Origin of the sequence: Pseudomonas sp. IC_126 (assembly GCF_004331835.1) — a bacterium.
Lineage (GTDB): Bacteria > Pseudomonadota > Gammaproteobacteria > Pseudomonadales > Pseudomonadaceae > Stutzerimonas.
In genome coordinates this window covers 51,030-64,199 of sequence record NZ_SJSS01000003.1, presented here as the reverse complement: position 1 = coordinate 64,199, position 13,170 = coordinate 51,030, and the positions used below count along the sequence as shown (strand labels likewise).

At 60.9% G+C, this 13,170-nt stretch carries 13 protein-coding genes; 1 reads left to right on the top strand and 12 read right to left on the bottom strand.

The genetic code is table 11. The annotated features are described in order from the left end of the window. Position 1: 1 nt before the first annotated feature. The 7 genes from E0D86_RS11155 to flhA form a co-directional block, all read right to left on the bottom strand. Positions 2 to 2,185 carry a chemotaxis protein CheA gene (locus tag E0D86_RS11155; RefSeq protein WP_131650111.1) on the bottom strand — a complete coding sequence of 728 codons (2,184 nt, stop codon included), beginning with the start codon at positions 2,183 to 2,185 and terminating at the stop codon, positions 2 to 4. Between the two features lie 12 nt (positions 2,186 to 2,197). Continuing rightward, on the bottom strand, positions 2,198 to 2,992 hold the full coding sequence (locus E0D86_RS11150) for a protein phosphatase CheZ (RefSeq protein ID WP_131650110.1): 795 nt from the start codon (positions 2,990 to 2,992) through the stop codon (positions 2,198 to 2,200). A 23-nt stretch (positions 2,993 to 3,015) separates the two neighbouring features. Then, positions 3,016 to 3,390 carry a chemotaxis response regulator CheY gene (locus E0D86_RS11145; RefSeq protein ID WP_177493042.1) on the bottom strand — a complete coding sequence of 125 codons (375 nt, stop codon included), beginning with the start codon at positions 3,388 to 3,390 and terminating at the stop codon, positions 3,016 to 3,018. 115 nt (positions 3,391 to 3,505) lie between these two features. Next, positions 3,506 to 4,252 carry an RNA polymerase sigma factor FliA gene (fliA, locus tag E0D86_RS11140; protein ID WP_177493051.1) on the bottom strand — a complete coding sequence of 249 codons (747 nt, stop codon included), beginning with the start codon at positions 4,250 to 4,252 and terminating at the stop codon, positions 3,506 to 3,508. After that, positions 4,249 to 5,076: a flagellar synthesis regulator FleN gene (gene fleN, locus E0D86_RS11135; protein ID WP_131650107.1), complete on the bottom strand. Its 828-nt coding sequence runs from the start codon at positions 5,074 to 5,076 to the stop codon at positions 4,249 to 4,251. Before fleN ends, fliA begins: the two co-directional genes overlap by 4 nt. Before the next feature lie 91 nt (positions 5,077 to 5,167). Then, a complete protein-coding gene (gene flhF / locus E0D86_RS11130; protein WP_131650106.1) occupies positions 5,168 to 6,448 on the bottom strand; it encodes a flagellar biosynthesis protein FlhF in 1,281 nt (426 codons plus the stop codon). Positions 6,449 to 6,463: 15 nt separating this feature from the next. Continuing rightward, complete coding sequence (gene flhA / locus E0D86_RS11125) at positions 6,464 to 8,584, bottom strand: flagellar biosynthesis protein FlhA (protein WP_131650105.1); 2,121 nt, start codon at positions 8,582 to 8,584, stop codon at positions 6,464 to 6,466. Between the two features lie 265 nt (positions 8,585 to 8,849). On the opposite strand from flhA, the gene sodC reads away from it, so the two are divergent. Continuing rightward, complete coding sequence (gene sodC / locus E0D86_RS11120) at positions 8,850 to 9,371, top strand: superoxide dismutase family protein (RefSeq protein WP_131650104.1); 522 nt, start codon at positions 8,850 to 8,852, stop codon at positions 9,369 to 9,371. Positions 9,372 to 9,701: 330 nt separating this feature from the next. Here the strand turns inward: sodC and flhB are convergent, their stop codons facing one another. Genes flhB through fliO form a run of 5 tightly spaced genes read right to left on the bottom strand, consistent with a single transcriptional unit; the run spans position 9,702 to position 13,169 of the window. Then, positions 9,702 to 10,838, bottom strand: coding sequence for a flagellar biosynthesis protein FlhB (flhB, locus tag E0D86_RS11115; protein ID WP_131650103.1), 1,137 nt, complete (start codon positions 10,836 to 10,838; stop codon positions 9,702 to 9,704). Between the two features lie 36 nt (positions 10,839 to 10,874). Continuing rightward, positions 10,875 to 11,654 (bottom strand): flagellar biosynthetic protein FliR, encoded by a 780-nt coding sequence (gene fliR / locus E0D86_RS11110; RefSeq protein WP_131650102.1) that lies wholly within the window; start codon positions 11,652 to 11,654, stop codon positions 10,875 to 10,877. A gap of 33 nt (positions 11,655 to 11,687) precedes the next feature. Then, positions 11,688 to 11,957, bottom strand: coding sequence for a flagellar biosynthesis protein FliQ (gene fliQ / locus E0D86_RS11105; RefSeq protein WP_131650101.1), 270 nt, complete (start codon positions 11,955 to 11,957; stop codon positions 11,688 to 11,690). Positions 11,958 to 11,973: 16 nt separating this feature from the next. Further along, positions 11,974 to 12,750: a flagellar type III secretion system pore protein FliP gene (fliP, locus tag E0D86_RS11100; protein ID WP_131650100.1), complete on the bottom strand. Its 777-nt coding sequence runs from the start codon at positions 12,748 to 12,750 to the stop codon at positions 11,974 to 11,976. Next, positions 12,750 to 13,169, bottom strand: a complete 420-nt coding sequence (fliO, locus tag E0D86_RS11095) for a flagellar biosynthetic protein FliO (RefSeq protein WP_131650099.1) — start codon at positions 13,167 to 13,169, stop codon at positions 12,750 to 12,752. Before fliO ends, fliP begins: the two co-directional genes overlap by 1 nt. Position 13,170 lies beyond the last annotated feature (1 nt).

Sequence of the window (13,170 nt, the reverse complement as noted above, 5' to 3'; positions counted from 1 at the left end):
ATCAGATCCGGCGCGCGTAGCGCTTGAGCATGCTCGGAACATCGAGGATCAAGGCGATGCGGCCATCGCCGGTGATGGTCGCGCCGGACATGCCCGGTGTGCCCTGCAGCATCTTGCCCAACGGCTTGATGACTACTTCCTCCTGGCCCACCAGCTGATCGACGACAAAGCCGATGCTCTGATTGCCGACGTTCAGAATCACCACATGGCCCTCGCGCTGCTCCTCCTGCTCGGCGCCACGCACTAACCAGCGTTTGAGGTAGAACAGCGGCAGCGCCTTGTCGCGCACGATCACCACTTCCTGGCCGTCCACCACGTTGGTGCGGGACAGATCAAGGTGGAATATCTCGTTGACACTCACCAGCGGGAACGCGAACGCCTGGTTGCCGAGCATCACCATGAGCGTGGGCATGATCGCAAGCGTCAACGGTACCTTGATGACCACACGCGAGCCCTGACCCTTGGCGGAAAACACGTTGACCGTGCCGTTGAGCTGGGAAATCTTGGTCTTGACCACGTCCATGCCGACACCGCGGCCGGACACGTCGGAGATCTCCGATTTGGTAGAGAAGCCCGGTGCGAAGATCAGGTTGTAGCATTCCAGGTCGTTCAGGCGGTCGGCCGCATCCTTGTCCAGCAAGCCTTTCTCCACCGCCTTGGCACGCAGAACCTCGGCGTCCATTCCTTTGCCATCGTCGGTGATGAGCAGCAGGATGTGGTCGCCTTCCTGCTCGGCCGACAGCACGACCTTGCCGGTGCGAGGCTTGCCGGCGGCTTCGCGCTCTTCCGGCGTCTCGATACCGTGGTCAACGGCGTTGCGAACCAAGTGCACCAGTGGATCGGCCAGTGCCTCGACGAGGTTCTTGTCCAGATCGGTTTCTTCGCCGACCAGTTCCAGGTTGATCTCTTTTTTGAGGCTGCGGGCCAGATCCCGAACCAGTCGCGGAAAGCGCCCGAAGACCTTCTTGATTGGCTGCATGCGCGTTTTCATCACGGCGCTTTGCAGATCGGCGGTCACCACATCCAGATTGGATACAGCCTTGGCCATGGCTTCGTCGCCGCTATTGGAACCTAGGCGCACCAGACGGTTACGCACCAGCACCAGCTCGCCGACCATGTTCATGATTTCATCGAGCCGCGCGGTATCGACCCGCACAGTGGTCTCGGCTTCGCTCGCTGGCTTCTCGGTTGCAGGGGCAGCTTTGGCTGCCGTGTCCGTTTTAGCCGGAGCAACGGCGGCTTTGCTTGGCGCTGCCGCAGGCGCGGATTTCGCGGGCGTGCTTTTCTTTGCAGAGGATGCAGCGGCGACGGGAGCGGTCGGAGCAGGTGTTGGAATTACGGGCGCCGCTTCGGGTTCGAACTTACCTTTGCCGTGCAACTGGTCCAGCAGAGCTTCGAACTCGTCGTCGGTGATTTCATCACCCCCTGCTGCAGCAGGCTTGTTCGCCTCGACAGGCGGCGCAGGCGCAGCAGAAGCCGGCTCGGAGAAGTGACCCTTACCGTGCAGCTGGTCGAGCAACGCCTCGAATTCGTCGTCGGTAATCTCGTCGCTGACAGGCGCTTCAGCGACCGGTGCGGCCGATGCTGGAATGGGCTCCACCGCAAACTGGCCTTTGCCATGAAGCTGATCGAGCAAGGATTCGAATTCGTCGTCAGTGATCTCATCGCTGACGCTTGCGGTCGAGGCCTCGGCGGAATTTTCCAGCGCGCCAAGGAACTGCTCGAATTCGTTGTCCGCCGTCGCGGCTTCGGGCTCGGGCTCGGCAGGGGTGTCGACGACCGGCTCGTCTTCCCCGGCCGGTTCGGCCAGACGCGTCAGCGCCGCCAGCAGTTCTGGAGTCGCCGGGGTTACCGTGGTGCGCTCTCTAACCTGGGCAAACATTTCATTGACGGAATCCAATGCCTGCAGCACGACATCCATCAATTCCGAGTCGACGCGACGCTCACCCTTGCGCAGGATGTCGAAGACGTTTTCAGCAATGTGACAACACTCGACCAGCTCATGTAGCTGGAGAAAGCCGGCACCGCCTTTTACCGTATGGAAACCGCGAAAAATCGCATTGAGCAAGGCGGTGTCATCGGGGCTGCTTTCCAGCTCCACCAGCTGCTCTGACAATAGTTCGAGAATCTCGCCGGCCTCTACCAGGAAGTCCTGGAGGATTTCTTCATCGGCGTCGAAGCTCATATTCACCTTCCCCTAAAAGCCCAGGCTCGAAAGCAGATCATCGACATCGTCCTGTCCGGATACGACATCCTCACGTATATCGGCATGCATCTGCGGACCTTCACCATGGGAAGGCTCTTTTTCCTGTTTTTTCTTTTCCTGCTCGGCGCGCATGGCTTCGCGGTCATGCTGGATACCTGCCACGCGGTCGACCTGCCCAGCCATAAGCACCAGCTTGAGCAGGTTGCTTTCGAGCTCAGTGATCAGCCGGGTCACCCGCTTGATCACCTGACCGGTCAGGTCCTGGAAATCCTGCGCCAGCATGATTTCGCTGAGATTCTGCGACAGCTGGCTGCTGTCGCTCAGGGAGCGTTGCAGATACTGGTCAATGCGGCGAACAAGCTCCCGAAACTCCTCGGCGTTCATATCTCTGCGCATGAAGCGCTGCCAGTCGGCGACCAGGCTTTGCGCTTCGTAACTGACGTAGTTCACCAGCGGCGCCGACTCCTCGACCAGATCCATGGTGCGGTTGGCGGCCTTTTCGGTCATTTCCACGACATAGGAAAGACGATCGGTGGCGTCGGTGATGGGTGACGGATCGCCGCCCGTAGCGCAGGTATCCATCTCGAGCTTGACGATGGCGTTATGCAGCTCGCGGGTCAGCTTGCCGACTTCCTGGTAAAGCCCGTTGTTACGGGCCTGATTGAGCTCGTTGAACATCTGCGCCGCTTCGTCGAAGCGGCCCTGCTGCAAACTCTCGATCAGTTGGGGTGCGTGAGCCTTCAGAGTCGCTTCGAACTCCGCCAGGCTTTGGTCTGCTTGCGTCATAGTGCCCTCGCGGCGTTACTGCTTCAGCCGTTGACGCGCTCGAAGATCTTTTCGATCTTCTCTTTGAGCACTTGAGCCGTGAATGGCTTGACCACATAACCGTTTACGCCCGCCTGCGCGGCCTCGATGATCTGGTCGCGTTTCGCCTCGGCGGTGACCATCAATACGGGCAGATGCTTCAGGCGCTCGTCGGCACGGACGGCGCGCAGCAGATCGATGCCGCTCATGCCGGGCATGTTCCAGTCGGTGACGAGGAAATCGAAGCCGCCGCTTTTGAGCATCGGCAGCGCGGTGGTGCCGTCATCTGCTTCGGCAGTGTTGGTAAAGCCCAGATCGCGCAAGAGGTTCTTGATGATCCGTCTCATGGTCGAGAAATCATCGACGATGAGGATTTTCATATTCTTGTCCAAGTAAACCTCCGTAAATCCCGAATCCCCAGAACCTGCTCACGGTCTGTTGCGGGCCTCATGAATGAAGCTCGTAAGCGGCCTATAGTGCTTTTTTGCGAATCGATCAGCGCCCGCGCCACTCGCCAAGGCGAGCCCGCAGGCGCGCCGCGCACTGACTGTGCAACTGGCTCACCCGCGATTCGCTGACCCCTAGCACCTGGCCGATTTCCTTCAAATTCAATTCTTCGTCGTAATACAGCGAAAGCACCAGCTTTTCACGCTCGGGCAGGTTGCCGATGGCCTCAGCCAGCGCCTGCTGAAAACGCTCGTCTTCAAGATCGCGGGACGGCTCCGGATGGGCGCTGGCGGAATCCTCTCCAAACTCCCCGTGCTCACCTTCCTGCAGCAAATCATCGAAGCTGAACAAGCGGCTGCCCAGAGTGTCGCCCAGAATGCCGTAGTACTCATCGAGACTCAATTTAAGTTCGGCCGCAACGTCCTGATCTTTAGCATCGCGACCGGTTCTGGCTTCGATCGCCCGGATCGCTTCGCTGACCATGCGCGAATTGCGGTGCACCGAACGCGGCGCCCAATCGCCCTTGCGGACCTCGTCGAGCATTGCGCCGCGGATGCGGATACCGGCGTAGGTCTCGAAACTCGCACCTTTTCCGGCATCATACTTCTTCGACGCCTCGAGCAAGCCGATCATGCCGGCCTGCATCAGGTCATCGACCTGCACACTGGCCGGCAAGCGCGCCAGCAGGTGATAGGCGATGCGCTTGACCAACGGCGCGTACTGATCGATGAGTTGGTATTGCGAGTCTTTTGCCTGAGCTTTGCTGTAATACATAACGAGTCCAGCCGCGGTCAGTCGTTAGGCTCTGTGGCGGGCCTGACGAGGCGCTCCACAAAGAACTCCAAATGGCCCCGCGGCGTCGCCGGCAATGGCCAGGTATCCACCTTCTGCGCAATGGCCTTGATCGCCAGCGAGCATTTGGCTCGCGGATAGGCCTCATATACGGCGCGCTGCTTCTGTACCGCCTTGCGTACCGCCTCGTCGTACGGAACCGCGCCGACGTATTGCAACGCTACATCGAGGAACCGCTCGGTCACCTTGCTCAGCTTGGCGAACAGGTTGCGGCCCTCCTGGGGCGCGTGTGCCATGTTCGCCAACACACGGAAACGGCTGATGCCATAGTCACGATTGAGCAGCTTGATCAACGCGTAAGCGTCGGTGATCGAAGTGGGCTCGTCGGTCACCACCAGCAAAATCTCCTGCGCGGCCCGAACGAAACTCACGACACCGTCGCCGATGCCTGCCGCGGTGTCGATGATCAGCACGTCGATATCGTTGCCGAGATCGCTGAACGCCTGGATCAGTCCTGAATGCTGCAGTGTAGACAGCTGCACCATGCTTTGCGTGCCGGATGCCGCGGGCACGACGCGGATGCCACCTGGCCCCTGAATCAATACGTCACGCAGGTCGCATTCGCCCGCAATGACATCGGCCAGCGTTCGCTTGGCGGTCAAACCCAGCAGTACGTCGACGTTGGCCAAGCCAAGGTCGGCATCGAGCAGCACCACCCGACGACCAAGATCGGCCAGCGCCAGCGCCAGATTGACCGACACGTTGGTCTTGCCGACGCCACCCTTGCCGCCGGTAACTGCAATAACCTGTACGGGATGCATACCCATTTTCACACGCCTATATCTTGCTTGAGCCCTTGGGCCTTCGATGCGTTCAGCCCGAACGCGTCTTCTTTGTGTGTATCACGGAGCAAAGCGTTCATCCGACCTTCCGTGAAGAACCGTTGTACAGACCGGAGAACATGTCGGCCATGGTTTCCTCGCTGGGATTCTCCTCCGATTGCAGGCTCACCGCGCGACTGACCAGCTGATGACTGCGCGGCAGTTGCAGATCGTCGGGGATGCGCGGCCCATCGGTGAGGTACGCGATCGGCAGATGCTGGCTAATGGTGAGGCCGAGCACGTCACCCAGGCTACCGGCTTCATCAAGTTTAGTCAGAATGCAGCCGGCCAGCCCACAACGGCGATAGTGATGCCAGGTCGCCTTGAGCACCTGGCTCTGGCTGGTCGCCGGCAGCACCAGGTAGTTCTTCGATTTGATACCGCGGTCGGCCAAGGTATCGAGTTGCGCGCGCATCATCGGATCATTGGCCGGCAGCCCTGCGGTATCGATAAGGATCAGGCGCTTGCGGGCCAGCGGCTCCAGTGACTTGCTCAGCGGCTGGCTGGGATCGATCTGAATGACCGGCACGTCGAGGATGCGGCCCAGGGTCTTCAGCTGCTCCTGCGCACCGATGCGGAAGTTATCCATGCTCGCCAGGGCGATGCTCTGAGCGCCGTGCTTGAGCACGTAGCGCGCCGCGAGTTTCGCCAGCGTGGTGGTCTTGCCGGCACCGGCCGGACCGACCAGCGCAATGATGCCGCCCTCTTCCAGCGGCTCGACCTTGGTGACCTTGACCGCCTGGGCCAGGTGCGCCAGCACCATTCGCCAGGCCTGGCGCGGCTCGGAAACATTGGCAACCTTTTCCAGCAAGCCGCGCGACAGGTCGGCGGGCAGGCCGATACGTTGCAGCCGGCGCCAGAGATTGGCTTGTTGCGGACGGCGGCTCTGCTCGTGGCCCCAAGCAATCGAGCCGAGCTGCATTTCGATCAGTTCACGCAAACCCTGAAGCTCGGACTGCATGGCTTCCATCGCACGCGAGTCAGCCGCTGCGGCAGCAGCAACCGGCTTCGGCTGAGCGACCGCTGCAGGCTTCTCGTCAAGCAGTTGACGATCTTGGCCGGCGGCACTGCGCGACGGCGCGCTCAGCTCGGCATGGGCGCTGGCGATACGGGCTTGAGTCTTGCGCAGCTCGGCTTCAAGGGCCGCGTTCGGCTTCTTCGGCGCAGCGGGCTCCATCGGATAATCGAGCATGGCCGTCAGCTCAACGCCGCCGGCGACACGACGGTTGCCCGTGATCACGGCATCGGCGCCTAGCTCGTCACGAATCATCTTCATGGCGATACGCATGTCGGCTGCGAAGAAACGTTTGACCTGCATGGCCTGTACCCTCGATTAATTCTGACCCACCGTCGAAACGATGGTGACTTGCTTGTTATCCGGTATTTCCTGGTAGGCGAGAACGTGGATGTTCGGTACCGCGAGCCGGGCGAAGCGCGACAGCATCGCGCGGACCGGACCCGCCACCAGCAGAATCGCCGGCTTACCCAACATTTCCTGACGCTGTGCCGCCTCTACCAGGGAACGCTGCAATTTCTCGGCCATTCCCGGCTCCAGAAGAATGCCATCTTCAGAGCCCTGACCAGCCTTCTGCAGACTGTTGAGCAATATCTGTTCCAACCTGGGCTCAAGGGTGATCACAGGCAGCTGCGGCTCAAGCCCTACAACGTTCTGCACGATTGCGCGGGAAAGCGCGACCCGCACTGCAGCCACCATGGCGGCGGGATCTTGACTCTTGACGGCGACATTGGCGATGGCCTCGGCAATGGTGCGGATATCGCGTACCGGCACCTGTTCCTGCAGCAGCGCCTGAAGCACCTTGAGCAAGGTGGACAGGGAAATCATCCCGGGCACCAGCTCTTCGGCGAGCTTTGGCGAGCTCTTGGCCAGCAACTGCATCAGTTGCTGGACTTCTTCATGACCCAGCAACTCGTGGGCATGCTTGTGCAGAACCTGGTTCAGGTGAGTCGCAACCACAGTGCTGGCATCGACCACGGTGTAGCCGAGCGACTGCGCCTGATCGCGCTGACCGGGTTCGATCCACACCGCCTCCAGGCCGAACGCCGGGTCCTTGGCGGCGATGCCGTTGAGCGGACCGAACACCTGCCCCGGATTGATCGCCAATTCGCGATCCGGATAAACCTCGGCTTCGGCCAGGCTCACACCCATCAGCGTCAAGCGATAGGCGTTGGGCAACAGGTCGAGGTTGTCGCGGATATGCACCGACGGCATCAGAAAGCCGAGATCCTGCGAGAGCTTCTTGCGTACGCCCTTGATTCGCGCCAGTAGCTGACCACCCTGGTTGCGATCGACCAGCGGAATCAGCCGATAACCCACCTCCAGGCCGACCATATCGACAGGCGTCACATCATCCCAACCCAGTTCCTTGGTTTCTGCCGCGCGCTGCGCAGGCAGCGTTTCCAACTGCTTCTGCTCTTCCTGCTCGGTTTGCTGCTTGACCTGCTTCTGGCGATGCCAGATCCAGTAAGCACCGCCCGCGGCAACCGCGCCGAGACCGAGAAAAGACATATGCGGCATGCCTGGTACCAAACCCATGGCAATCATGATGCCGGCGGACACCGCCAGCGCCTTGGGCGAGGCGAACATCTGCCGGTTGACTTGCTGGCCCATGTCCTCGGAGCTGGTCACGCGAGTCACCATGATGGCGGCTGCGGTCGATAGCAGCAGCGAAGGGATCTGCGCGACGAGGCCGTCACCAATGGTCAGCAAGGCGTAAACCTGACCCGCCTCGCTGAAGCTCATGCCGTGCTGCGCCATGCCGATACCGACGCCGCCGATGAGGTTGATGAACAGAATCAGCAGGCCGGCGATGGCGTCGCCACGCACGAACTTGCTGGCACCGTCCATCGAGCCATAGAAATCCGCCTCGGAAGCCACTTCGACGCGGCGCTTTTTGGCTTCGGCCTGGTCGATGAGTCCGGCGTTGAGGTCAGCGTCGATCGCCATCTGCTTGCCAGGCATCGCGTCGAGGGTAAAGCGCGCGCTCACCTCGGAAATCCGCCCGGCGCCCTTGGTGACCACCACGAAGTTGATAATCATCAGGATCGCGAAGACGACGATACCGACCACGTAGTTGCCGCCGATCACCACGTTGCCGAAGGCCTCGATCACGTGTCCGGCTGCGGAGCCACCCTCATGGCCATTGATCAACACCACCCGAGTCGAGGCCACGTTCAGCGCCAATCGCATCAAGGTGGCGACCAGCAGGATCGTCGGGAACACCGCAAAATCAAGCGGCCTCAGCGCATAGACACTGACCAGCAGCACGACGATGGACAGCGCGATGTTAAAGGTGAACAGCAGATCCAGCAGGAACGGCGGCACCGACAGCATCATCATGCCCATCATCACGAGCAGCAGCAGCGGCACGCCAAGGTTGCCGCGACCTGCGCCCGCCAGGCCATTGCGAATGTTGATGAGTTGCGTGCGATCCAATGTAGACCCCGGCAAAGCAGACCAAAGAATTGACGCGAAGCGCGCCCTGCCGAGGCTATAGCAAGAAGGAGTCCAACTTGCTCAAGACCACTGAGTTCGGTTCGGGCGGCGCGCACCGTCCAGGACGATTCCGACTGGCATAGCGGTATTCGAACCGACCGGGGACTGGGCAGTCTCACTCCTAGCATCGTCGCCAGCCCGAAGCATGGCGACGGTGCTGCGACTGGCGGCCCTGCCGCTTTATTCACCTACCAGGAGTTTTGCCATGAAACAGTGGATTATCGCGGCGCTTGCCGGCTGCACGGCCATGGGCCTGCATGCCGAAACCCTCAGCGTACCGGTCAAGGCCGTGACAGCCCAAGGCGTTGGCGAATCCGTCGGCACCGTCAAGATCGAAAGCAGCCAGTACGGGCTGGTATTCCGTCCCGAATTGTCGGGCCTGGAATCCGGCGCCCATGGTTTCCATATTCACGCAAAAGGCGATTGCGGGCCGGCCGACAAGGATGGCGAAGCCGTCGCGGCAGGCGCAGCAGGTGGTCATTGGGATCCGCAGAACACCGGCAAGCATGGCGAACCCTGGGGCGACGGCCATATGGGCGATCTTCCGGCGCTGATGGTCGACGGTGCCGGCAACGCCAGCCAGCCGGTTCTCGCGCCCCGCCTGAAAAGCCTTGGCGACATCAAAGGCCTGGCGCTGATGGTCCACAAGGGTGGCGACAACCATTCCGACCATCCACAGCCGCTTGGCGGCGGCGGCGCTCGAGTTGCCTGTGGGGTGATTGAGTAAGAGCAGCTGGAAGTACGTAGCACGTAGGGTGGGCTTTAGCCCTCCAGACCCAGGCTACAGTGCTGCGGTTGCGGTGGGCTGAAGCGGAGCGCCGCCCGGCCCACCAGACTCGAGCTACCTTCCTATGGTGGGCTGAAGCCCACCCTACAAAGCAACAAAGCTTCAGGCTCGATAGCAGGGTCGCTCATTCATCTCGCAGCAATCCGGCGGGATCGGCAGTACGTAGGGTGGGCTTTAGCCCACCAAACCCAGGTTATATTCCTGCGGTGGGCTGAAGCCCACCCTACGACAACTACGAAGGTTCAGGCTCGAGCGCAGCTTTCGGGCCACTCATTCATCCCTTCGCAGATCTGGCGGAATCGGCAGATTGCCCAACGGATCCGGCCGTTTGCCCTTGCCGGAACGGTACTGGCGTAGCTGATAGACGTACGCCAATACTTGCGCCACGGCCAGATAGAGCCCCGCCGGGATTTCCTGGTCAAGTTCCGTGGAGTAGTACACCGCCCGCGCCAGTGCCGGAGATTCAAGTACCGTCACCTGATGCTCGTTGGCGATCTCGCGAATCTTCAAGGCCACGAAATCGCCGCCCTTGGCCACCAGCATCGGCGCCCCGCCCTTGTCGCCGTCGTATTTCAGCGCCACAGCAAAGTGGGTCGGGTTGGTGATGACCACATCGGCTTCCGGCACCGCCTGCATCATCCGGCGCTGAGCGGCATCGCGCTGCAGCTGGCGTATCCGCGACTTGACTTCGGGTTTGCCTTCGCTGTCCTTGTATTCGTCGCGCACTTCCTGCTTGGTCATCATCAGCTTCTGCTTGTTGTCCCAGAGCTGAAACGGCACGTCCACCGCGGCAATCAGGATCAGACCGCAGGCCATCCACAGCGCGCACCAGCCCACCACCTCGGCGCTGTGCATGATGGCCAGATCCAACGGCTGTTTGGCGATGGACAGCAGGTCGTCCTGATAGGCGTTGAGCACCGCCAGTGCCACCAGCAACACCACGAGAAACTTGCCCAGCGCCTTCAGCAGCTCGACCAGCGCCTTGGTCGAGAACATCCGTTTCAGACCGGGGCCGGGGTTCATGCGGCTGAACTTGGGCGCCATCGCCTTACCCGAGAACAACCAGCCGCCCAATGAGATCGGCCCGATGATGGACACGATCAGCAGCACGATCAGCAGCGGCATGATGGCCTCCAGCGCAATCATCCCGCTGCTCATCAGCAGTTGCACCATGGCGCTCTCATCCAGCAGCGTTTCGCGGCTGAGCTCGAAATTGCTTTGCATCATGGCCATCAGGCTACCGGCCAGGCTGCCGCCAGAGGCCAGCAAACCGCCGATGCCACCTAGCGTCACCGCCACGGTGCTCAGTTCACGGGAACGGGCGAGCTGGCCTTTTTCGCGGGATTCACGGAGGCGTTTCTCCGTGGGTTCCTCGCTTTTATCGGCACCGCTTTCGCTCTCAGCCATGCGCGGCCTCCGGCAGCTGTGAACAAGACATTGGCATCAGCGTAGTCCGATCAGTTCGCGAAGCATGCCCAACGCCTCGCTGACGAAAGTCTGGTACTGCGCGAGGATATCGGCCATGCCGATCCAGACCACGATCAGGCCGAGCACCAAGGTCAGCGGAAAACCGATCGAAAAGATGTTCAACTGCGGCGCGGCGCGCGTCATCAGACCGAAGGCCAGATTCACCACCAGCAGCGCGGTAATCGCCGGCAACACCAGCAGCAGTCCGGCCCCCAGCACCCAGCCCAGTTTGCCCGCCACTTCCCAGAAATGATTGGTGCCGACCAGCCAGCCGCCGATCGGCAGAGTGGTGAAGCTTTCGGTGAGGATTTCCAGCACGACCAAGTGGCCGTTCATCGCCAGGAACAGCAGGATCACCAGCATGTTGAAGAATTGGCCGATCACCGGCACCGAAACACCATTGGCCGGGTCGACCATCGACGCGAAACCCAGCCCCATCTGCATAGCGAGCAGCTGCCCCGAGACGATGAACAGCTGAAAAAACAACTGCAGCACGAAGCCCAGCATCACCCCGATCAAAATCTGTTCGGCAATCAGCACCAATGCCTGCGCGCTCAGCGCCTCCACCACCGGCACTGGCGGCAACCCGGGAACCAACACGATCGAAATGGCGAGCGCCAGGTAAAGCCGCACCCGCATCGGCACCAGCTGGGTACCGATGATCGGCATGCTCATCAGCAGCGCCGCGATGCGAAACAGCGGCAGCAGGAACTGCCCGACCCAGGCGCCGATCTGCGCATCGCTGAGTTCAAGCATCGGGGCGCACCATGCGGGCGGTGATCATCACGACTAGCCGATGATCAATGGAATGTTCTGAATCAAGCCTTGGGTGTACTCCATCAGTTCCCTGACCAGCCAGGGCCCGGCCCAGATCAACGTCAGCAGCATCACCAGCAGGCGCGGCAGAAAGCTCAGCGTCTGTTCGTTAATCTGCGTGGCGGCCTGGAACATCGCCACCACCAGCCCCACCAGCAGACTCGGGACCACCAGCACACCGACGATCATGGCCGTCATCCACAAGCCTTCGCGAAACAGATCCACCGCAACTTCGGGTGTCATGGGCGTCTTCCTCGCGCTAAAGCGTGCCGAAACTGCCGGCGAGCGTTCCAATGATCAAACCCCAGCCGTCAATCAGCACGAACAGCATGATCTTGAACGGCAACGAGATGATCAGTGGCGACAGCATCATCATGCCCATCGCCATCAGTACGCTGGCCACCACCATGTCGATGATCAGAAACGGAATGAAGATCATGAAGCCAATCTGGAACGCGGTTTTCAGCTCGGAAGTCACGAATGCCGGTACCAGAATCGTCAGGGGAGCGGCATCCGGCGACTGGATGTCGGTGCGCCGCGAAAGCCGTACGAACAACTCGAGATCGCTTTCGCGGGTTTGCGCGAGCATGAAGTTCTTCAGCGGCACCTCAGCCCGAGCGATCGCATCCTGCGCGGATAATTGCTCGTTCAGATAGGGTTGCACCGCCTCGTTGTTTATCCGTTCGAACACCGGCGCCATGATGAACAGTGTCAAAAAGATCGTCAGGCCGACGAGGATCTGGTTCGAGGGCGTCTGTTGCAGGCCCAACGCCTGACGCAGGATGGAAAAGACGATGATGATCCGCGTGAAGCTGGTCATCAGCATGACGAACGCCGGAATGAAGCTCAGCGCCGTCATGATCAGCAGAATCTGCAGGCTGACCGAATACTCCTGCTGCCCCTCGGCGTCGGTGCTCAGCGTGATGGCCGGGATCGACAGCGGGTTATCGCCCTGGGTAATCAGACCGCCGGCATCCTGCCCCACAGCAAAAGGAGCGGCCAATACCAGCAGGACCGCCAGCAACAATCGAAGCATCAGGGTTTGTCCTTCTGATCCCGGCCGAGCAATTCCATCAGGCGCTGGGCAAATTCGGGGTTTGCCGGCTCCGCATCCGGCAGATGAACCGGCTCTTCCAGTACATGCAGCGGCGTGATGCGCCCGGCACTCAGGCCGAGCAGTACCTGCTCGCTACCGACCTGTACCAGCACCAGGCGCTCGCGTGGCCCAAGGGCGTGGCTGGAGATCAGCTTGATGGCTTGGTTGCTGCGCGGATTGATCTGTTGCATCCGACGCAGCAGCCAGGCAAGCAGAAAGATCAGCCCGATCACCAGCAACAGGCCGAACAGCAGCTTGGTCATCTGCGTGCCCATGCCCGTGCTGCTCATGCTTGCCGCGGGTTCGGCGGCCATTGCCGGCAATGCCAGCGCGAGCGAAAGGAAAACCAGGGCTTTCATC